General features: G+C 60.1%; 18 protein-coding genes. 4 read left to right on the forward strand and 14 right to left on the reverse strand.

Annotated elements, in window-relative coordinates:
* Positions 1 to 59: 59 nt before the first annotated feature.
* Together aroQ and SJY36_RS08655 are read right to left on the reverse strand one after the other, a co-directional pair.
* Entirely contained in the window at positions 60 to 497 is a 438-nt protein-coding gene (aroQ, locus tag SJY36_RS08650; protein WP_386174315.1) for a type II 3-dehydroquinate dehydratase, read from the reverse strand.
* Between the two features lie 60 nt (positions 498 to 557).
* Positions 558 to 956, reverse strand: coding sequence for a rhodanese-like domain-containing protein (locus SJY36_RS08655; RefSeq protein ID WP_386174318.1), 399 nt, complete (start codon positions 954 to 956; stop codon positions 558 to 560).
* A 286-nt stretch (positions 957 to 1,242) separates the two neighbouring features.
* On the opposite strand from SJY36_RS08655, the gene SJY36_RS08660 reads away from it, so the two are divergent.
* Positions 1,243 to 2,082 carry a fumarylacetoacetate hydrolase family protein gene (locus SJY36_RS08660; RefSeq protein ID WP_386174321.1) on the forward strand — a complete coding sequence of 280 codons (840 nt, stop codon included), beginning with the start codon at positions 1,243 to 1,245 and terminating at the stop codon, positions 2,080 to 2,082.
* A 5-nt stretch (positions 2,083 to 2,087) separates the two neighbouring features.
* On the opposite strand, the gene phoB is transcribed toward SJY36_RS08660, so the two are convergent.
* The 10 genes from phoB to SJY36_RS08710 all read right to left on the reverse strand — a co-directional run bounded on the left by phoB (position 2,088) and on the right by SJY36_RS08710 (position 11,547).
* Positions 2,088 to 2,777 (reverse strand): phosphate regulon transcriptional regulator PhoB, encoded by a 690-nt coding sequence (phoB, locus tag SJY36_RS08665; RefSeq protein ID WP_005853599.1) that lies wholly within the window; start codon positions 2,775 to 2,777, stop codon positions 2,088 to 2,090.
* A gap of 4 nt (positions 2,778 to 2,781) precedes the next feature.
* A complete protein-coding gene (phoU, locus tag SJY36_RS08670; protein ID WP_009824650.1) occupies positions 2,782 to 3,489 on the reverse strand; it encodes a phosphate signaling complex protein PhoU in 708 nt (235 codons plus the stop codon).
* A gap of 5 nt (positions 3,490 to 3,494) precedes the next feature.
* Entirely contained in the window at positions 3,495 to 4,292 is a 798-nt protein-coding gene (gene pstB / locus SJY36_RS08675) for a phosphate ABC transporter ATP-binding protein PstB (protein ID WP_005853603.1), read from the reverse strand.
* Between the two features lie 17 nt (positions 4,293 to 4,309).
* Positions 4,310 to 5,650: a phosphate ABC transporter permease PstA gene (gene pstA / locus SJY36_RS08680; protein ID WP_260002520.1), complete on the reverse strand. Its 1,341-nt coding sequence runs from the start codon at positions 5,648 to 5,650 to the stop codon at positions 4,310 to 4,312.
* Complete coding sequence (gene pstC, locus SJY36_RS08685) at positions 5,647 to 7,146, reverse strand: phosphate ABC transporter permease subunit PstC (RefSeq protein ID WP_050766209.1); 1,500 nt, start codon at positions 7,144 to 7,146, stop codon at positions 5,647 to 5,649. Before pstC ends, pstA begins: the two co-directional genes overlap by 4 nt.
* A 108-nt stretch (positions 7,147 to 7,254) precedes the next feature.
* Positions 7,255 to 8,295, reverse strand: coding sequence for a substrate-binding domain-containing protein (locus SJY36_RS08690; RefSeq protein WP_005853609.1), 1,041 nt, complete (start codon positions 8,293 to 8,295; stop codon positions 7,255 to 7,257).
* A 152-nt stretch (positions 8,296 to 8,447) separates the two neighbouring features.
* Complete coding sequence (locus SJY36_RS08695) at positions 8,448 to 9,491, reverse strand: sensor histidine kinase (RefSeq protein ID WP_386174327.1); 1,044 nt, start codon at positions 9,489 to 9,491, stop codon at positions 8,448 to 8,450.
* A gap of 2 nt (positions 9,492 to 9,493) precedes the next feature.
* Positions 9,494 to 10,015 carry a gamma carbonic anhydrase family protein gene (locus tag SJY36_RS08700; RefSeq protein WP_386174330.1) on the reverse strand — a complete coding sequence of 174 codons (522 nt, stop codon included), beginning with the start codon at positions 10,013 to 10,015 and terminating at the stop codon, positions 9,494 to 9,496.
* Positions 10,012 to 10,653, reverse strand: a complete 642-nt coding sequence (gmk, locus tag SJY36_RS08705) for a guanylate kinase (protein WP_005853615.1) — start codon at positions 10,651 to 10,653, stop codon at positions 10,012 to 10,014. The genes SJY36_RS08700 and gmk overlap by 4 nt, the downstream gene beginning before the upstream one ends.
* Before the next feature lie 3 nt (positions 10,654 to 10,656).
* Complete coding sequence (locus tag SJY36_RS08710; protein WP_386174333.1) at positions 10,657 to 11,547, reverse strand: YicC/YloC family endoribonuclease; 891 nt, start codon at positions 11,545 to 11,547, stop codon at positions 10,657 to 10,659.
* A gap of 228 nt (positions 11,548 to 11,775) precedes the next feature.
* On the opposite strand from SJY36_RS08710, the gene SJY36_RS08715 reads away from it, so the two are divergent.
* Positions 11,776 to 12,456 carry a PAS domain-containing protein gene (locus SJY36_RS08715; protein ID WP_386174336.1) on the forward strand — a complete coding sequence of 227 codons (681 nt, stop codon included), beginning with the start codon at positions 11,776 to 11,778 and terminating at the stop codon, positions 12,454 to 12,456.
* Positions 12,457 to 12,533: 77 nt separating this feature from the next.
* On the opposite strand, the gene SJY36_RS08720 is transcribed toward SJY36_RS08715, so the two are convergent.
* Positions 12,534 to 13,904 carry a class II 3-deoxy-7-phosphoheptulonate synthase gene (locus SJY36_RS08720; RefSeq protein WP_386174339.1) on the reverse strand — a complete coding sequence of 457 codons (1,371 nt, stop codon included), beginning with the start codon at positions 13,902 to 13,904 and terminating at the stop codon, positions 12,534 to 12,536.
* A 204-nt stretch (positions 13,905 to 14,108) separates the two neighbouring features.
* Between SJY36_RS08720 and SJY36_RS08725 the strand changes: the two genes are divergently transcribed.
* Positions 14,109 to 15,113 (forward strand): GlxA family transcriptional regulator, encoded by a 1,005-nt coding sequence (locus SJY36_RS08725; protein ID WP_180827738.1) that lies wholly within the window; start codon positions 14,109 to 14,111, stop codon positions 15,111 to 15,113.
* On the opposite strand, the gene SJY36_RS08730 is transcribed toward SJY36_RS08725, so the two are convergent.
* Positions 15,110 to 16,219, reverse strand: coding sequence for a PQQ-dependent sugar dehydrogenase (locus tag SJY36_RS08730; protein WP_386174342.1), 1,110 nt, complete (start codon positions 16,217 to 16,219; stop codon positions 15,110 to 15,112). The two genes, SJY36_RS08725 and SJY36_RS08730, sit on opposite strands and share 4 nt — an antisense overlap.
* Positions 16,220 to 16,378: 159 nt before the next feature.
* On the opposite strand from SJY36_RS08730, the gene SJY36_RS08735 reads away from it, so the two are divergent.
* Complete coding sequence (locus tag SJY36_RS08735) at positions 16,379 to 17,569, forward strand: ABC transporter substrate-binding protein (protein ID WP_005853628.1); 1,191 nt, start codon at positions 16,379 to 16,381, stop codon at positions 17,567 to 17,569.
* The last annotated feature ends 74 nt before the right edge of the window (positions 17,570 to 17,643 follow it).

Genomic DNA, 17,643 nt, shown 5'->3' on the forward strand with positions numbered 1-17,643 from the left:
GAGGGCGCATCGGCACCTTCGCCCTTTTTTATTATAAATCAGTTACTAAGCGATGAATTCTAATCCTTTAGGTGAGCTTTCAGCGCGTCCAAGGCCATCAGATAACCTTGCGCACCAAACCCACAGATCTGACCCAGAGCCACAGGCGCGATGTAAGACCGGTGCCGGAATTCCTCGCGCGCGTGGATGTTGCTCAGGTGCACCTCGACAACCGGCAGCTCGACCGAGGCGATCGCATCCATCAGCGCAATCGACGTATGGGTATAGGCACCGGCATTCAGCACGATCCCGGCATGTTTGCCTTTGGCCGCGTGGATCAGATCGATCAGCGCGCCTTCGTGGTTGGACTGCTCAAACGCCACATCAAACCCGAGCATCTTCGCTTTCTCGCGGCACAGCGCCTCGACATCGGCCAAAGTCGTCTTGCCATAGACCTCGGGCTGGCGCGTGCCCAGCAGGTTCAGGTTCGGACCGTTCAGGATCAGAATGGATGTCATAGAGATGGCCTTGTTGTTGCTGTGTGGTGGCGCAGACGTAGCACAGGCGCCTCGGCGTCGTTAGTCTTTCTTTTCAGGGTATTCGACCGGACCACCGTGCTTTTCCCATGTCGAAAAACCTTCACGCAGATGCGCCGCGTCAAAGCCCATGTCTTGCAGCGTCGCCGTGGTGATCGCCGATCGCCAGCCAGAGGCACAGTGAAAGACAAAGGTTTTGTCCTGACCGAAGATCTCTTTGAAGTACGGGCTGTCAGGGTCGACCCAGAATTCGATCATGCCGCGCGGTGCGTGAAAGCTGCCAGGTATATAGCCGCTGCGCTGGCGTTCACGGATATCGCGCAGGTCAACGACAACAACATCCGGATCCGCCTGCATGGCCATCAGATCAGGCGTTTCGATCTCGCGGATACGCGCACGGGCAGCGGCGACCATATCCGCCGAAGACATCTTGAGCGTCATATTCTTCCTTTCGTTCAGCAGCCGCCAAAGCGCCGATCGCTTACAGTTGCATCGGCTTGGCGCATGTGGATTATGGCACGCAGAACAACGGGGTAAAGCAAGAAGCCGCGCGGATGGGTGAATGAATAAATTGGATGAAGAAGCGACTTTTTATAATACTTTTCAGTGCTTTATGAGGCACTTTAACAGCAAAACATCACCCAAGGCATACCAATTATTTACATAATACTGATTATGAGATTCAGGTTAGGCCCATACGCACCCCTCACAAACACAGGATTAGCTAATGAAACTCTGCCGTATCGAAACCCCTGACGGGATAAAACCTGCGATGATTGACGCAGATGGTGCCGCGCGCGATCTGACGCAGCATCTGACGGATATCGAGCTTGTGACAATGGCACCCGCAGCGCTGGACCAGCTGCGCGATGTGGACGTTTCGGCCTTGCCTGTCATCACGGGCCGGTTTGCCCCTGTGATCAATGACATACGTCGTATTCTGTGTATCGGGCTGAATTACTCCGACCACGCGGCAGAAGCTGGCATGGATGTGCCCGATCACCCGATACTGTTTAGCAAACTCTGCGCGGCCACCGGTGCCAACGACCCGATCATCATCCCCAAGGATTCCGAGAAAACCGATTGGGAAGTTGAACTTGCGGTCGTTATCGGCACCAAGGCGCAGCATGTGTCCGAGGCCGACGCGCTGTCCCATGTGGCGGGTTATGCGACTTTCAACGACGTGTCAGAGCGCGCCTTTCAGATCGAATTCGGCGGTCAGTGGGTCAAGGGCAAGTCCTGCGACAGCTTCGCGCCCATCGGCCCGTATCTGGTGACCGCAGACGAGGTGCCGGACCCGCAGAACCTTGATCTATGGCTTGATGTGAACGGCACCCGTCGCCAGACGGGCAATACCCGCACGATGGTCTTCTCGGTGGCCGAGATTATCTCTTTTCTCAGCCGTTTCATGACCTTGCTGCCCGGAGACGTGATCGCCACCGGCACACCGCCCGGCGTTGGCATGGGCTTTAAGCCGCCGGTGTACCTGCAACCGGGCGACGTCGTTGAACTGGGCATCGAAGGCTTGGCGGATCAACGCCAAGAAGTAATACAATTCAACGGGTAAGCGCCCTACCCTAATGCATAACCTGCACCGCGCACCGTGCGGATCGGGTCATCGCCACCGTGAGATGTCAGCGCCTTGCGCAGCCGCGCGATGTGCACATCCACGGTGCGCGTGTCGACATAGATATCGCGGCCCCAGACGTGATCCAGCAGCTGATCGCGGCTAAACACACGGCCCGGACGCTCTAACAGGGTGACCAGCAGCCGGTATTCTGTCGGGCCCAGTTTCAGCTCGTTCGCGGCGCGGTTCACGCGGTGGCGTTCCGTGTCCAGCGTGATATCGGCATAGCTGAGCGCCGCGCCCGACGATGCCGGGCGCACACGGCGCAATTGGGTGCGCACACGGGCCATGAGCTCGCGCATGGAATAGGGTTTGACCACGTAATCATCCGCCCCCGTCTCTAGCCCGCGCACGGTGTCCACCTCTTCTGACCGTGCCGAGAGCATGATCACGGGGATATTACGCGTATCTTCGCGGGTCTTGAGCTGCCGGCACACCTCGATCCCGCTGAGCAGCGGCATCATCCAATCGAGAATAATCAGGTCCGGCAGCGCCTCTGCCACCAGCAGGATCGCTTCTTCGCCATTCTCGGCCCGCCTTACGTCAAACCCTTCGGATTCAAGGTTATACGCCAGAATTTCGCGCTGTGCGGGTTCGTCTTCCACCAACAGGATCTGGGGCTGCGCCGCCGACATGGTTCTACCCCTTCAGCTTGGTGGAGGTGTTATCCGCCTTTGGGCGGTCCTCGTCCGGATGGGTGCCGGTCACCAGATAGACGACCTGTTCCGCGATCGATGTCACCAGATCGCCCATGCGTTCCACGTTTTTCGCGATGAAATGCAGGTGCATACACGATGTGATGTTGCGCGGGTCTTCCATCATGAAGGTGAGGAATTCACGGAACAGCGCGTTGTACATCTGATCGACGTCTTCATCGCGTGCGATTACGTCCATCGCCAGTTCTGCGTCGCGCTGCACATAGGAATCCAGCGCGTCCTTGAGCATGGATTCAACTGTTTTACACATGCGGCGGATGGCACCGGCGCTATCAGCAACTGCCGGAAGCTGCGCGAGCACTGAATTACGCTTGGCCATGTTTTTCGCATAGTCGCCAATACGTTCCAGGCTGGCGCTGATCTTGATCACGCTCAGGATCAGCCGCAGATCCACGGCTGTGGGCGCGCGCAGGGCGATGATGCGGGCGGCGCGTTCGTTGATCAGCTCTTCGAGCGCGTCAATCGCCTTGTCCCCGCCGCGGACCTGATCGGCCAGCTCTTCGTCGCGGGTTTCCAGCGATTGTGCGGCAAGGCGAATGGCATCTTCGACCATGCCACCCATTTTCATGATCTGTGCCTGAACGCTTTCGAGGTCACGGTCAAAGGCAGAGACAATATGTTGATCTTGCATGATACTTATCCAATCCGGCCAGTGATGTAGCTTTCCGTCCGAGGGTCTTCGGGCGACGTGAAAATCTTGTCGGTCTCGCCGAACTCCACCAGATTGCCAAGGTGGAAGAACGCTGTTTTCTGGCTCACCCGTGCGGCCTGCTGCATGGAGTGTGTGACGATCACGACCGAATAGTCCTGACGCAGCTCGTCGATCAGCTCTTCGACCTGCGCGGTGGCGATCGGGTCAAGTGCGGAACAGGGTTCGTCCATCAGCAGCACTTCGGGTTCGGTCGCAACGGCACGGGCGATGCACAGACGTTGCTGCTGCCCGCCAGAAAGGCCGGTGCCGGGCGCATGCAGACGGTCCTTGACCTCGTTCCAGATGGCACCGCGTTTCAGGGCGCGTTCAACGATATCGTCAAGCTCGGACTTGTTGCGGGCCAGACCGTGGATGCGAGGGCCGTAGGCCACGTTGTCATAGATCGATTTCGGGAACGGGTTCGGCTTCTGGAACACCATGCCGACCTTGGCGCGCAGCTGCACCGGATCGACCGCGCTGTCATAGATGTCTTCGCCGTCGATCAGGATATCGCCCTTGACGGTGCAGATATCAATCGTGTCGTTCATCCGGTTGATACACCGCAGGAAAGTCGATTTCCCGCAGCCCGATGGTCCGATAAAGGCGGTGACGGTTTTGTCTTGGATATCGACAGAGACATCCTTGATCGCGTGGGTGTCCCCGTAGAAAACCTGCACGTTGCGGGCGGCGATTTTTGTTTGGTTCGTTGTCACGTCCGTCTCCGAAATTACGTTGTCTTTCATAGCCTTGCCTTTCATTCTTACCAGCGCCGCTCGAACCGGCGCCGCAGCATTACGGCGATGGCGTTCATGGTGATCAAAAAGACCAGCAAGATGATGATACCGCCCCAGGCGCGTTCATAGAACGCGGGATCGGCGCGTTTGGCCCATTCGTAGATCTGCGCCGGCATGGCGGAGTTCGGATCCATCAGCCCCGATGCGATGCCGTCGGGCGGGTTCGAGGCGATGAAGCCCACCATCCCGATCAGCAGCAGCGGGGCCGTTTCACCAAGCGCCTGCGCCAGACCGATAATCGTGCCAGTGAGGATACCCGGAGCAGCCAAAGGCAGCACGTGGTGGAACACCGATTGCATCTTCGACGCCCCCACCCCCAGTGCCGCGTCACGGATGCTGGGCGGGACAGATTTCAGCGAGGCGCGGGTCGAGATGATGATCGTCGGCAGCGTCATCAGCGTCAGCACCAGCCCGCCCACCAGCGGGGCCGAGTTTGGCAGGTGCATATAGTTGATGAAAACCGCCAGACCCAGAATACCGAAGACAATCGACGGCACCGCGGCGAGGTTAGAAATATTCACCTCGATGATATCGGTCAGCAGGTTCTTGGGGGCGAATTCTTCAAGGTAGATCGACGCGGCGACCCCGATGGGCAGCGCCAGCGCCAGCACCACCAGCATCATAAAGAGCGAGCCAAGCATCGAGACCCCCATGCCCGCCGCCTCGGGTCGGGCATCAGACGCATCGGCACCTGTGATGAAATCGATGTTAAAGCGTTTTTCCAGCGCCCCATCTGCGACAAGGGCGTCCACCAGATCAAGCTGCTCTGCGCTGATGCTTTTGTCGTTGGCGATGCTGTCGCGGGTGACGCGGCCCTTCATATAGCCATCAACGCGGCTGTTGGTCAGGAATTCAAACTCGACCGCGGTGCCGATGAGCTCGGGGTTATCCAGCACAAAGTCACGCAGCTGTGCCGCCGCATCCTTGGACAGGATGCCCGCCATATCCTTGGGCTTTAGGTCCGTGGTAATCCCGGTCTCGGCCACCTTGGCCTCAAGCGCGGCGGCCATCAGCGGCGCGTAGCCGAAGGTCGATACCTTCTTGATCTCGTCCAGATTCCGGTTGCCGTTCTTGTCCAGCTTCTCCTCAAGCAGTTGCACGTTCAGCGTCAGGAACGTCTGCTGAAAGGCCCCTACGCCGCGACCAATGATTGTGGTCAGCAAGATCGCCAGCATCAGCAGGCCCACGGCGATGGCCGCGATACCGTAGGATTTGAAACGGGCCTCTGCACGGTTGCGTTTGACGGTGCGCGCGTCGGGCTTCAGCAGCGAATGGCGCGGCGTTGCGGTGTTGGGCATGTCGGTCATTCGTACTGCTCCCGGTATTTGCGCACGATATAAAGCGCCAGAACGTTCAGCCCCAGGGTCAGCACGAACAGCGTCAGACCAAGGGCAAAGGCGACCAGCGTTTCAGGGCTGGCAAAGTCGGTATCCCCGGTCAGCTGGCTGACGATACGGGTGGTGATGGTGGTCATCGCTTCCAGCGGGTTGCCCGAGATGCGGGCGATGGCCCCTGCCCCCAGAACAACGATCATCGTCTCGCCGATGGCCCGGCTCGCGGCGAGCAGCACAGCCCCCACGATCCCCGGCAAAGCGGCAGGCAACACGACCTGGCGAATGGTTTCGGAATGGGTCGCGCCCAGGCCAAACGACCCGTCGCGCATCGATTGCGGCACAGCGTTGATGATATCGTCGCTCAGCGAAGAAACGAAGGGGATCAGCATGATGCCCATGACCAGCCCCGCCGTCAGGACCGATGTCGCCCCGCTCATCCAGTCGACGCCCAGCAGACCATTCTCGCCGCGGCCAAAGATGTTCACAAGGAACGGCCCCACTGTCAGCAAGGCAAACAGACCGTACACAATGGTCGGGATACCGGCGAGGATCTCCAGCAAAGGCTTGGCGAAAGAGCGTACTTTGTTGTTGGCGTATTCCGACAGGTAGATCGCGGCAAAGAGGCCGATGGGCACGGCCACCAGCAGCGCGATGATCGAGATATAGAGCGTCCCCCAGAGCAGCGGCAGGATCGACAGGTCACTGTCCCCGCGGAAGTTCGGGGCCCATGTGGTGCCCAGAAAGAAATCCTGCCAGGGATGCAGGCGGAAGAAATTCAGCGTCTCGAACAACATCGACAGGACGATACCCACGGTGGTCAGGATCGCCAGCGACGCGGCGAGCACCAGCAACCCCAGCAGAAAACGTTCCACCGTATTGCGCGCGCGAAAATCGGCCCGTGCGGTGCGCATCGCGATGAACAGACCGGCCAGCGCCAAAACAGAGATCACCGCGATCATCAGCCAGCGGCCGGTGTATTCCATTGACCGGTAGCGCTGCGCGGCGGCCAGCACCTCTGGCGTCACGTCAGACCCTAGCGCCACGCCCGTGCCCGCCAGCAGTGCGCGCACATCGGTGCCGGTCACGTCTAGATCACGGGCGCTTTGCGCATCCAGCGCGCCCGATTGCACGGCCGCGTCCAGCCCGTTGGCCACGCGGCGCACGTCGCTCATCACCAGATTGACCGAAGAGCCTTCGTTCACAGCGCTTTGCGGGATCATGTCGATGACCGCGTTCTGGATCAGCATCGGCTGGACCAGCATCCAGATCGCCAGCACAAACAGCGCCGGAATGGCGGTGAGCATGGCGGCATTATAGCCGTAGTAATTCGGAAGGGAGTGCAGCTTGCGCGCATCGCCCGAGACGGACGACATGGCCCGGCTGCGCACCAGACCATAGGCAAGGACTGTTAATATCAAAACAACGGCAACTAAGAGCGTGGTAGATCCCACATTGAAAATATCGCGCATGGTGGCCCCCGGTCGCAGCCTATTTCAGGCTATCATTGTTTGGAAAGTATCAGTCGGCAGCAAAAATCCGGAGGCACCTCGCAGCGCCTCCGGATCGTCAGACAGGGTTTAGGAACCGCTGCCCATTACAGTTTCTTCAGCAACAACCGACTGTGTTTTCGCCAGTTCTGGGTCGGAGACCAGACCGTATTCAGCCAAAGGACCGTCGGGGCCAGCAATCTCGTCTGCCACGAAGAACTCGGCATATTCTTTCAAGCCGGGGATCACGCCGATGTGCGCTTTCTTGACGTAGAAGAACAGCGGGCGGGATACGGGGTAGTCGCCGCTCGAGATGGTTTCAACGGTGGGCTCAACGCCGCTCATGTTGGCGACGGTCAGCTTGTCGGTGTTGTTCTCGTAGAAGGCCAGACCGAAGACGCCGATGCCGTCTTTGTTGCTTTCGATGCGCGCCAGCGTTTCGGTGTAGTCACCGTCGATGTCCACGGACACACCATCGGTGCGCAGCGCGATACATGCTTTTTCAGCGGCTTTCTTGTCGTCGCCATTGGCGGCTTTGAACGCTTCGAAGTCGCCGGTGGCTTCACAGCCTGCCAGGATCACTTTTTCTTCGAAAACTTCACGTGTGCCGTGCTTGGTGCCGGGGATGTAGGCCTGGATTGGCTGCTCGGGGAAGCTGGCGTTCACATCGGACCACATTTTGTTGGGGTTCGCCACGATCTCGCCGTCGACAACGACTTCGGCGGACAGGGCTTTGTACCAGTCTTCGGGGGTGAATTCGAATGTGTTGCCATTGATGTCAGACGCAAACACGATGCCGTCATAGCCGATCTGAACTTCGATGATGTCGGTCACACCGTTCGCGGCGCAGGCTTCGACTTCGGAGCTTTTGATCTGGCGCGAGGCGTTTGCCACGTCGATTGTGTTCTCGCCAACACCTTCACAAAAACGCTTCAGACCCGCCGAGGACCCACCGGATTCAACAACAGGTGTCGGGAAATCGAAGTTTTCGCCAAAGGCTTCGGCAACGATGGACGCATAGGGCAAAACAGTGGAGGAACCGGCAACCTGTACCTGATCACGCGCGGCAGCGGCGGTTGCGGATACGGCGGCAATGGCCAGCGCGGAAGTGGTGAGTTTAACGAGCGACATGATGTCTCCTGTCAGCTTAGATTTGTCTGACCACCCCCATGGTGATCTTGCCGCACCAATAGGCGGGCGACACTGAGCTTTTGTGACAGTCATGTTACAGTTTTATGACACGGACGGAAATTGTAATTTCTTTTTGACCAAAATGCGCCCGATCACGCCACATCCATAGGCAAGATCACCGTGAATCGCGCCCCATCTCCCAGATCAGAGGTGATTTTCAGCCGTCCGCGGTGCCGGTTCAGGATATGTTTTACAATCGCCAGCCCCAGCCCCGTCCCGCCAAGCGCGCGGCTGCGGTGGCTGTCGGCGCGGTAGAAGCGTTCGGTCAGGCGTGGCAGGTGCACAGGGTCGATCCCTGGCCCGTGGTCGCGGATGGTGACCCGCACCGCAGGCCCGCGCAAGGAGGGGTCGCGCAAGGTCGTTTCGACCGAAATTTCAACGTCTTTACCCACGCCACCATATTTGATGCCGTTTTCAATAAGGTTCGTGAACACCTGCAACAGCTGGTCCGTATCCCCCATCAGGGGCAGCGGATCGTCCCCCATAGTCGCGACCAACGTCACATTCGCCTCTACGGCCAAGGGGTTGAGGTTGCGCATGGTCGATTGGAGCACATAGCGCAGATCGACCTTATCCGTCGGGCGCACCCGTTCGTCCAATTCGACGCGGGACAGCGACAGCAGATCGCCCACCAGCCGGTTCATGCGCTCGGCCTCTCCGGTCATGATCCCCAGAAACCGGTCCCGTGCGGGGGCATCGTCACGCGCAGGGCCGCGCAAGGTTTCGATGAACCCCATCATCGCCGTCAGCGGGGTGCGCAGCTCGTGGCTGACGTTGGCGACGAAATCGCGGCGCATCTGGCTGGCGTTGGTGACCTGTGTGATGTCTTGAAAGCTCAGCAAGACGTAATCCATGCCGGTCACCTTTCGGACGTGCACCCGAAAGGTCGTGTCATTGCCGTTGTCGCTGGCCAGATATTGCGCCTCGCGCGGGGTATCATCCTGTTGGCATTGTTCGACCGCATCGACCACCGCAGGCTGGCGCAAGACGTTGATATAATGGCGGTCCAATGCGCCACGGCCCAGCAGGGCTTGGGCCGGCGCATTCATCGCGACGATACGTTCAGCCCGATCAACGGCAAGCGTAGGCAAAGGCAGCGCTGCCAGCAGATCCGGCAGATGCGGGCGCAGCACCATGCTCAGACGGGTTTAAGCTGGCTGGCAAAGCGCCGCGCGTTGTCTTGGTAGTGTTTCGCGCTGGCCGTCAGCCCGGCAATCGCCGCCGCGTCCAGCTCGCGCACGACCTTGCCCGGTGCGCCCATCACAAGCGACCCGTCAGGGATCACCTTGTTTTCAGTGATCAACGCCCCTGCCCCGATCAGGCAATTCTTGCCGATCTTGGCCCCGTTCAGGATCGTCGCCCCCATCCCGACCAGCGAGTTATCCCCGATGGTGCAGCCGTGCAGCATGACTTTGTGACCGATTGTACAGTTCTCCCCCACGATCAGCGGGCAGCCCGGGTCCGTGTGAAAGACGCAGTTTTCCTGCACATTACTGCCCTTGCCCACGAGGATCAGTTCGTTATCGCCGCGCAGCGTACAGCCGAACCAGACAGAGGCATCTGCCTCGAGCGTCACATTCCCAATGACATTGGCATCGGGGGCAACCCATGCATCCGCGTGAACCTGCGGGGTGATATCGGCCAGAGCGTAAAGCGTCATTTCGTGTCCTCGAATTCTGATTGCAGCGCGCGCACATGATCCACCAGTTTCGGCTGCTGCGAAAGGCGCAATCTTTCGGCGGTGATGATCGACTTCAGCTTGGCCTCTGTTTCGGTCAGGTCGTCATTGACCAGCACGTAGTCGTAGCCGTCCCAATGGCTGATCTCGTCCCAGCTTTTCTCCATTCGCAGCGCGATGGTATCGGGGGCGTCCTGACCACGGGTCTCCAGACGCCGCCGCAGCTCTTTGATCGAGGGCGGCAGGATGAAGATCGACAGCACGTGCTGCTTCAGCGTCGAGTTGCTGATCTGCTGCGCGCCCTGCCAATCCACGTCGAACAGCACATCGCGGCCACTGTCGATCGCCTTTTGCACCGGCCCCTTGGGCGAGCCGTAATAGTTGTTGAAGACGCGAGCGTGCTCAAGCATATCGCCATCGTTCACCATGGCGCGGAAATCATCCTCGGCGGTGAAAAAATAGTCCTTGCCGTCTTCCTCGCCGACACGCGGTGCGCGGGTGGTGGCCGAGACAGAGAATTCAAGCGAGGTATCCCAATCGCGCAGCTTGCGGGCCAGCGTCGATTTACCCGCCCCCGAGGGCGAGCTGAGGATGATCAATAGGCCGCGTCGGTCGCTCATGTCTTACTCCACATTTTGCACTTGTTCGCGCATCTGGTCTATCACCGCCTTCAAGGCCAGCCCGATCTGGGTCAGCGCGGTGCTTTGTGCCTTGGCGCACAGTGTATTGGCCTCGCGGTTGAACTCCTGCATCAGGAAATCCAGCTTGCGCCCCACGGCCCCGTCCTGCGCCAGCAAGGCGCGGGCGGCATCCACATGGGCGTGCAGGCGGTCGATCTCTTCCGTGATGTCGGATTTGACGGCGATCAGCGCCAGTTCCTGCGCCAGCCGGTCAGCGTCCACGCCTTCGGCATTGTCCAGCACCCGCGAAAGATTGCGTTGCAACGTCTGTGCCATCTCGTCCTTGCGCGTCTCGGCCAGCGCGGCGGCCTGTGTCGTCAGCTCTGCCACCTGCGTCAGCTGCGCCTCAAGAACCTGCGCCAAGGCAGCCCCTTCGCGGGCGCGCATGTCGTTGAAATCGGCAAGCACCGTGGGGAATTCCGCCAACAGTGTCGCGCAAAGGGCGGCCACATCATCCACCGTCGTCGCCTGTTCAAGAACGCCGCGCATGGTGACGATATCGGTCGCCTTGGAGGGCGCAAGCGAGATACCCGCGTCCATCGCGCGCGCTTCGATCTGGTGCAGCGCGTCCAGCACGACCTCAAGCTGATCCGCGTTCACCGTCAATGCGCCAGAACCATCCTCGCGGGTGATCCTCAGGTTGCAGGTGACATTGCCGCGGGTGATGGCAGCGCCGAGCGTCTTGCGCAGGCCGGCTTCCAGCCCGTCGATCCAGTCGGGCACACGCAGGCGCAGGTCGAGCCCCTTGCCGTTGACCGATCGCAATTCCCACCCCCAACTGTGCGGGCCGGACGCACCACTGGCCGAGGCGAAACCCGTCATTGAACGTATCATGGCATGGTCCTTGTCGATTGCGATTGTTGCGCGCCTTAAAAGGGAAAGTCGCAAATGGGGCAAGTAAAAAGCCATTCTGCCGCACGAGGTCTCCCCTTAACGGTCTGTTAACCAAGTTTGCTGTTATATCTACAAATTACTGCTCATTTGACTAAACTCAGGCAATACATCGCGGCCCCGCTGCCGCCCCCCGTCCTGCTCTTGTCCCGACCGCAATAAGGCTGCCCGATGAAACATCTTCCCCCTCTGGATGACATGCCCCAGACCGGCTCTCGCCGCGTGATGCCGCCGCCGACACCCGCGATGGTTGACGTGCGGGCCTATTGGCAGGGGCTGTGCCGGGGTCAGCCGGTCCCGTTCCGGTCGCAGATCGATCCTGCACAGATCACCTCCGTGCTGGATCGCGCCTTCGTTCTGGAACGCAGACGGTCTGAACTGGCGCGGTTTCGCGTCGCCGGATCGCAGCTGTGCACTGCCATGGGGATGGACCTGCGCGGGATGCCGATGATCTCTCTGTTCGACCCGTCCGAGCGTCGCCGCTGCAGTGATTGGCTGGATCACATTCTGTCACAGCCCGCCACCGGAGAGATGACGCTCACCGCGGGGGATGCGACCGTTCAGGCGCGCATGCTGGTGCTGCCGCTGCGCAGTGACATGGGGCAGATCGACCGGATGCTTGGCTGTCTGGAGATCACATCCAATGGCATCGATCATCCGGGCTTGTATCGGATCGGCGATCTTGCCACGACACCGATCCCGCGCCCGCCACGGGCGGACGTGGCAGAAGGATATGCGCGCGCCCTGTCCCGAAGGTTTCGCCGATCTCGCCGCGCGTTTTGCCGCGCGGCGAGATCGCAACCGGCCAGCCTATCTACGGGTCGTGAAGTAAACGGGGTATCCCCGATGTGACGCACCGCGATGCAGCAAAAGAAAAAGGCCGCGCATGATGATATGCGCGGCCTTTCTTATTGCATGAGCTGTGGCAGTTAGCCGACGGCTTTGACCTGTTGGTTCGCCCGGCGTGCCGACAGTTCCTCTGCCACGAGGAAGGCAAGCTCCAGCGACTGGCTGGCGTTCAAACGCGGGTCACAGGCAGTGTGGTAGCGGTCTGACAGGTCTTCGTCCTGAACGGCGCGGACACCACCAGTACATTCTGTCACATCTTGGCCGGTCATCTCAAAGTGGACACCACCGGGCACGGTGCCCTCGGCCCCATGTACCGCAAAGAATTCACGCACTTCACGCAGCACGGAATCGAAGGGCCGCGTTTTATAGCCGCTTGAGGATTTGATCGTGTTGCCGTGCATGGGGTCACAGGTCCAGACGACATTCGCGCCCTCTTCCTGCACGGTCTTGATCAGACGCGGCAGGTGTTCACCGACATTGCCGGCCCCGAAACGCGCGATCAGGGTCAGGCGACCCTCTTCGTTTTCGGGGTTCAGCTTGTGCATCAACAGCTTGAGGTCATCGCTGGTCATCGTCGGGCCGCACTTCAGACCGATGGGGTTCTGAACGCCGCGGGCAAATTCCACATGCGCGCCATCGGGCTGACGTGTCCGGTCGCCGATCCAGATCATATGACCCGAGCCCGCCAGCCATTTGCCGGTCTGGCTGTCCTGACGGCACAGTGCCTCTTCGTATTCCAGCAGCAGCAATTCGTGGCTTGTATAATATTCCACCGATTGCAGCGTATGCGCCGTCTCGGACGTGACACCAGCCGCCGCCATGAAATCAAGCGTGTCTGAAATGCGGTTCGCGATCTCGCGGTATTTTTCCGCCTTTTCGCTTTCGGTAAAGCCCAAAGTCCAGCCGTGCACCTGATGCACATCGGCATAGCCGCCGGTCGAGAACGCCCGGATCAGGTTCAGGGTCGCGGCGGCCTGTGTGTAGGCGCGCAACATCTTTTTAGGGTCGGGAATACGGGCGTCGGCGGTAAAGGCCAGCTCGTTGATGATGTCACCGCGGTAGCTTGGCAGTTCCACCCCATCCACGGTTTCAGTCGGCGCTGAACGCGGCTTGGCGAACTGACCCGCCATGCGGCCCAGCTTGATCACCGGCACTTTGGCACCGTGGGTCAGCACGATGGCCATCTGCAACATCACCTTGAAGGTGTCGCGGATCATATCGCTGCTGAATTGTTCGAAGCTTTCGGCGCAATCGCCACCCTGAAGCAAGAACGCCTCGCCACGGCCCGCCGCCGCCAGATGCTTTTTCAGCCGCCGCGCTTCACCCGCAAAGACCAACAATGGATAACGGGACAATTCAGCTTCGACCGCGCGCAGCGCGTCCTGATCAGGATAGTCGGGCATCTGGATCCGCGGTTTGTCGCGCCAGCTTGATTTTGTCCAATCGGTCATCATTTTTCTCCGAAGTCCGCAGCGCCCGAAGTGTCAGGCGCAAACATTGTGAAATTGTGGTATATAAAGGTCTGACCCAAGTGACCAGAACCGAAATTCACCCTATTGACCTTCGCCCCCGCCCGTGGGCAAGGTTTTCGGCAGGTTTTTGAGGGCAGCGCCCACTTTGCCCCAACGTATAACGCAAACCTGAAAGGCGACGTGATGAGCGACACCCGTCTGGCCAACCGCATTCTTCCTGACGCTGAAAAGACACGCCGCTTTGTCTTTGTGCTGCTGGAAAACTTTACCATGCTAAGCTTTGCCTCGGCGGTGGAATGTCTGCGCATCGCCAACCGCATGGCGGGTCGCCCGGCCTATGACTGGCGTCTGATCGGCGAGGATGGCGGGCGCGTGCGCTGTTCGGCTGGGGCAGAATTCACGCTGGACGGCGATCTTGACGATCTGGGCCGCGACGACACGCTGGTGGTGTGCAGCGGCATCGACGTGCAGGCGGCGACGACAAAGAAGCTGCTGGGATGGCTGCGCCGGGAGGCCCGCAAGGGCATGATGGTCGGCGGTCTGTGCACTGCCGCCTTTACGCTGGCCAAGGCCGGATTGCTGGACGGGAAGAAAGCCACGATCCACTGGGAAAATCAGGATAGTTTCAGCGAAGATTTCGAGGACGTCACCCTGACAAAATCGGTCTTTGTGGTGGACGGCAATCGGATGACGACAGCGGGCGGGACATCCTCGATCGATCTGATGCTCAAGCTGATTGCCGACGATCTGGGGGAGGATCTGGCAAATGCCGTTGCCGACCAGCTGATCTATAGCTCTATCCGCACGGATCAGGACACACAGCGTCTGTCGGTGCCCACCCGTATCGGCGTGCGGCATCCCAAGCTGGGTCAGGTCATCCAGATGATGGAGGCCAATATCGAAGAGCCGATCAGCCCGTCCTCATTGGCACGCGATGTCGGCATGTCCACGCGGCAGCTTGAACGGCTGTTCCGCCGCTACCTCAACCGCAGTCCCAAACGCTATTACATGGAACTGCGTCTGCAAAAGGCGCGTAACCTGCTGATGCAAACGGATATGAGCGTGATCAACGTGGCGCTGGCCTGTGGCTTTGCCTCGCCGTCGCATTTTTCCAAATGCTACCGAGCGCATTATAACACCACGCCTTACCGCGAACGCGGGTCGCATGCGGCCAAGCCTGTCGCCTAGTCGGTACTGATCCGGTACACCGCCCCGTTCCCGACCGAGATAAACCAGATCGCGCCGTCCGGTGCCTCTATGATGTCGCGCACCCGTGCCGTGGCGGGGGTAGAGATTTGCGCCACCTCGGCCAGCGGGTCGCTCTTTAGCCGCGCGATATAATTGAACTTGAGCGAGCCGACGAAGATATCGCCCCGCCAGTCGGGAAACATCTTGCCCGAATAGACCAGCAACCCCGAGGGCGCGATAGACGGGTCCCAGTAGAAGGCGGGCTGCTCCATCCCCTCTTTCGCGGTGCCTTCGCCGATCTTGGCACCGGAGTAGTGACGCCCGTAGGATATCACCGGCCATCCGTAATTCGCGCCCTTGCGGACCGCGTTAACCTCGTCTCCGCCGCGCGCCCCATGTTCTGACACCCAAAGGTTGCCCTCCAGATCAAGCGCTGCCCCTTGCGGGTTGCGATGCCCGTAGGACCAGATTTCCGGCAGCACGTCGTCGCGCCCGACAAACGGGTTATCGGCGGGCACAGTACCGTCACGGTTCACCCGCACGACGGAGCCGTTGTGCTGCCCCAGATCCTGCGCCGCGGGGCGGTCGCCGCGCTCTCCGACGGTGACGAAAAGCGTGCCATCGCGCGCCTCGACCACGCGGCTGCCAAAGTGCTGACCGGCGGCAGACCCGCGTGACATGGTAAAGAGATCGCGTAGATTTTCGAGCCGCGCACCATCCTGCGACAGCTCTGCCGCGGCAAGCGCGGTACCGGCCCCGCCCTCAAGCGCCTTGGCATAGGTCAGGAATACGGTGCGCGATCTGTCGAAATCCCGTGCCAGCGTGATGTCCAGCAAGCCGCCCTGCCCTGCGTCAACGACCTGCGGGGTACCCGCGACCTCGTGGCTGGTCCCCTCGCGGACCCGCAGCAAGCGGCCGTCACGTTCGGTGACCAGCACGTCCCCATTCGGCAAAATCGCCAGCGCCCAAGGCGTCTCCAGTCCTGACACCTGCTGGGTGATCCGCAGCTCTTGCGCGCCAAGGCCCGACGCGCCCATGACCGATCCGGCTATGACCAACGCCCCGATGGCCCGTGCGGCCTGATGTATCATCCCCCCGAGAAACATGGCTTTCCCCCTTCATACAACCTATCCCTGCAAACCTAGCGCAGACAAAGCGTCGATCCACATCATCTTGCGCCACTTTACCTAGGGATAACGCTTTTCTTTTCCAAAATCGCCGCATAGGCTCTGGCGCAGAACACCATGTTCAACAGGGAGAGAAACATGAAAAAGATGCTTATGGCCACAACGGCTGCAGCATTGCTGGCCACCAATGCCTATGCCGACGCGCATAGCAAGGACGTGAAGCTCGGCGTGATCTTTGGCTACACCGGCCCGATTGAATCGCTGACCGGCATCATGGCATCCAGCGCCGAGCTGGCCATGAAAGAAGTCACCGACAGCGGCATGCTGATGGACGGGGCGACAGTCACCGCCTCGCGCGCTGACACGGGCTGCGTCGATAACGCGCTTGCGGTATCCAGTGCGGAACGCCTGATCGCCGAAGGGATCAACGGCATTGTGGGCGCGGCCTGCTCTGGCGTGAGCGGCGCGATCTTGCAGAACGCGGCACTGCCCAACGGCATGGTGATGATTTCGCCATCCTCCACATCCCCCGGCCTGAGCACGATGGAAGACGATGGTCTGTTCTTCCGCACTGCCCCCTCCGACGCCCGTCAGGGCGAGGTCATGGCAGAGGTGCTGATGGAAGAAGGCATCAAGGAAGTCGCGGTCACCTATACCAACAACGACTACGGCAAGGGTTTGGCGGACGCGTTCCAGCAGGCCTATGAAGCCGCGGGCGGGACAATTACCATCTCTGCCGCACATGAAGACGGCAAGGCCGATTACTCTGCCGAGGTTGGCGCGCTGGCCTCTGCCGGTGGCGACCGTCTGGTGGTTGCGGGCTACGTCGATCAGGGTGGATCGGGCGTTGTGCGTGCGGCGATTGATTCAGGCGCGTTTGACACGTTCCACTTCCCCGACGGGATGATCGCGGCGAACCTTGAAAACAACTTCGGCTCCGAGCTGGACGGCTCCACCGGTCAGCACCCCGGCACCGATAGCCCCGGCGCTGACAAGTTCACCGCGCTGGTCGACGGTGCCTTCGACACCACGTCGCCCTTCGCACCGGAAAGCTATGACGCAGCGGCGCTGCTGATGCTGGCGATGCAGGCCGCAGGGTCTTCCGATCCGCAGGTCTATAAGGATCAGGTCATGTCGGTTGCGAACGCCCCCGGCGAAAAGATCTATCCGGGTGAGCTGGCCAAAGCGCTGCAAATCCTCAAGGACGGCGGCGAAGTCGACTATGAAGGCGCAACCGCGGTTGAACTGATCGGCCCCGGTGAATCCGCTGGCAGCTACCGTCAGATCAAGATCGAAGACGGCAAGATCACGACGGTTCAATACCGCTAACATCACATGACGTGACAGAAAACAGCCCGGTGCATTGCGACCGGGCTGTTTTTGCAACGGGGCTTCGGCACCGC

The sequence above is a fragment of the Sulfitobacter sp. R86518 genome (assembly GCF_042466275.1).
Classification (GTDB): Bacteria; Pseudomonadota; Alphaproteobacteria; order Rhodobacterales; family Rhodobacteraceae; genus Sulfitobacter; species Sulfitobacter pontiacus.

Coding starts and splice junctions, on each gene's coding strand:
- aroQ (WP_386174315.1), bottom strand. CDS start 497: ATGACATCCATTCTGATCCTGAACGGTCCGAACCTGAACCTGCTGGGC.
- SJY36_RS08655 (WP_386174318.1), bottom strand. CDS start 956: ATGACGCTCAAGATGTCTTCGGCGGATATGGTCGCCGCTGCCCGTGCG.
- SJY36_RS08660 (WP_386174321.1), top strand. CDS start 1,243: ATGAAACTCTGCCGTATCGAAACCCCTGACGGGATAAAACCTGCGATG.
- phoB (WP_005853599.1), bottom strand. CDS start 2,777: ATGTCGGCGGCGCAGCCCCAGATCCTGTTGGTGGAAGACGAACCCGCA.
- phoU (WP_009824650.1), bottom strand. CDS start 3,489: ATGCAAGATCAACATATTGTCTCTGCCTTTGACCGTGACCTCGAAAGC.
- pstB (WP_005853603.1), bottom strand. CDS start 4,292: ATGAAAGACAACGTAATTTCGGAGACGGACGTGACAACGAACCAAACA.
- pstA (WP_260002520.1), bottom strand. CDS start 5,650: ATGACCGACATGCCCAACACCGCAACGCCGCGCCATTCGCTGCTGAAG.
- pstC (WP_050766209.1), bottom strand. CDS start 7,146: ATGCGCGATATTTTCAATGTGGGATCTACCACGCTCTTAGTTGCCGTT.
- SJY36_RS08690 (WP_005853609.1), bottom strand. CDS start 8,295: ATGTCGCTCGTTAAACTCACCACTTCCGCGCTGGCCATTGCCGCCGTA.
- SJY36_RS08695 (WP_386174327.1), bottom strand. CDS start 9,491: ATGGTGCTGCGCCCGCATCTGCCGGATCTGCTGGCAGCGCTGCCTTTG.
- SJY36_RS08700 (WP_386174330.1), bottom strand. CDS start 10,015: ATGACGCTTTACGCTCTGGCCGATATCACCCCGCAGGTTCACGCGGAT.
- gmk (WP_005853615.1), bottom strand. CDS start 10,653: ATGAGCGACCGACGCGGCCTATTGATCATCCTCAGCTCGCCCTCGGGG.
- SJY36_RS08710 (WP_386174333.1), bottom strand. CDS start 11,547: ATGATACGTTCAATGACGGGTTTCGCCTCGGCCAGTGGTGCGTCCGGC.
- SJY36_RS08715 (WP_386174336.1), top strand. CDS start 11,776: ATGAAACATCTTCCCCCTCTGGATGACATGCCCCAGACCGGCTCTCGC.
- SJY36_RS08720 (WP_386174339.1), bottom strand. CDS start 13,904: ATGACCGATTGGACAAAATCAAGCTGGCGCGACAAACCGCGGATCCAG.
- SJY36_RS08725 (WP_180827738.1), top strand. CDS start 14,109: ATGAGCGACACCCGTCTGGCCAACCGCATTCTTCCTGACGCTGAAAAG.
- SJY36_RS08730 (WP_386174342.1), bottom strand. CDS start 16,219: ATGTTTCTCGGGGGGATGATACATCAGGCCGCACGGGCCATCGGGGCG.
- SJY36_RS08735 (WP_005853628.1), top strand. CDS start 16,379: ATGAAAAAGATGCTTATGGCCACAACGGCTGCAGCATTGCTGGCCACC.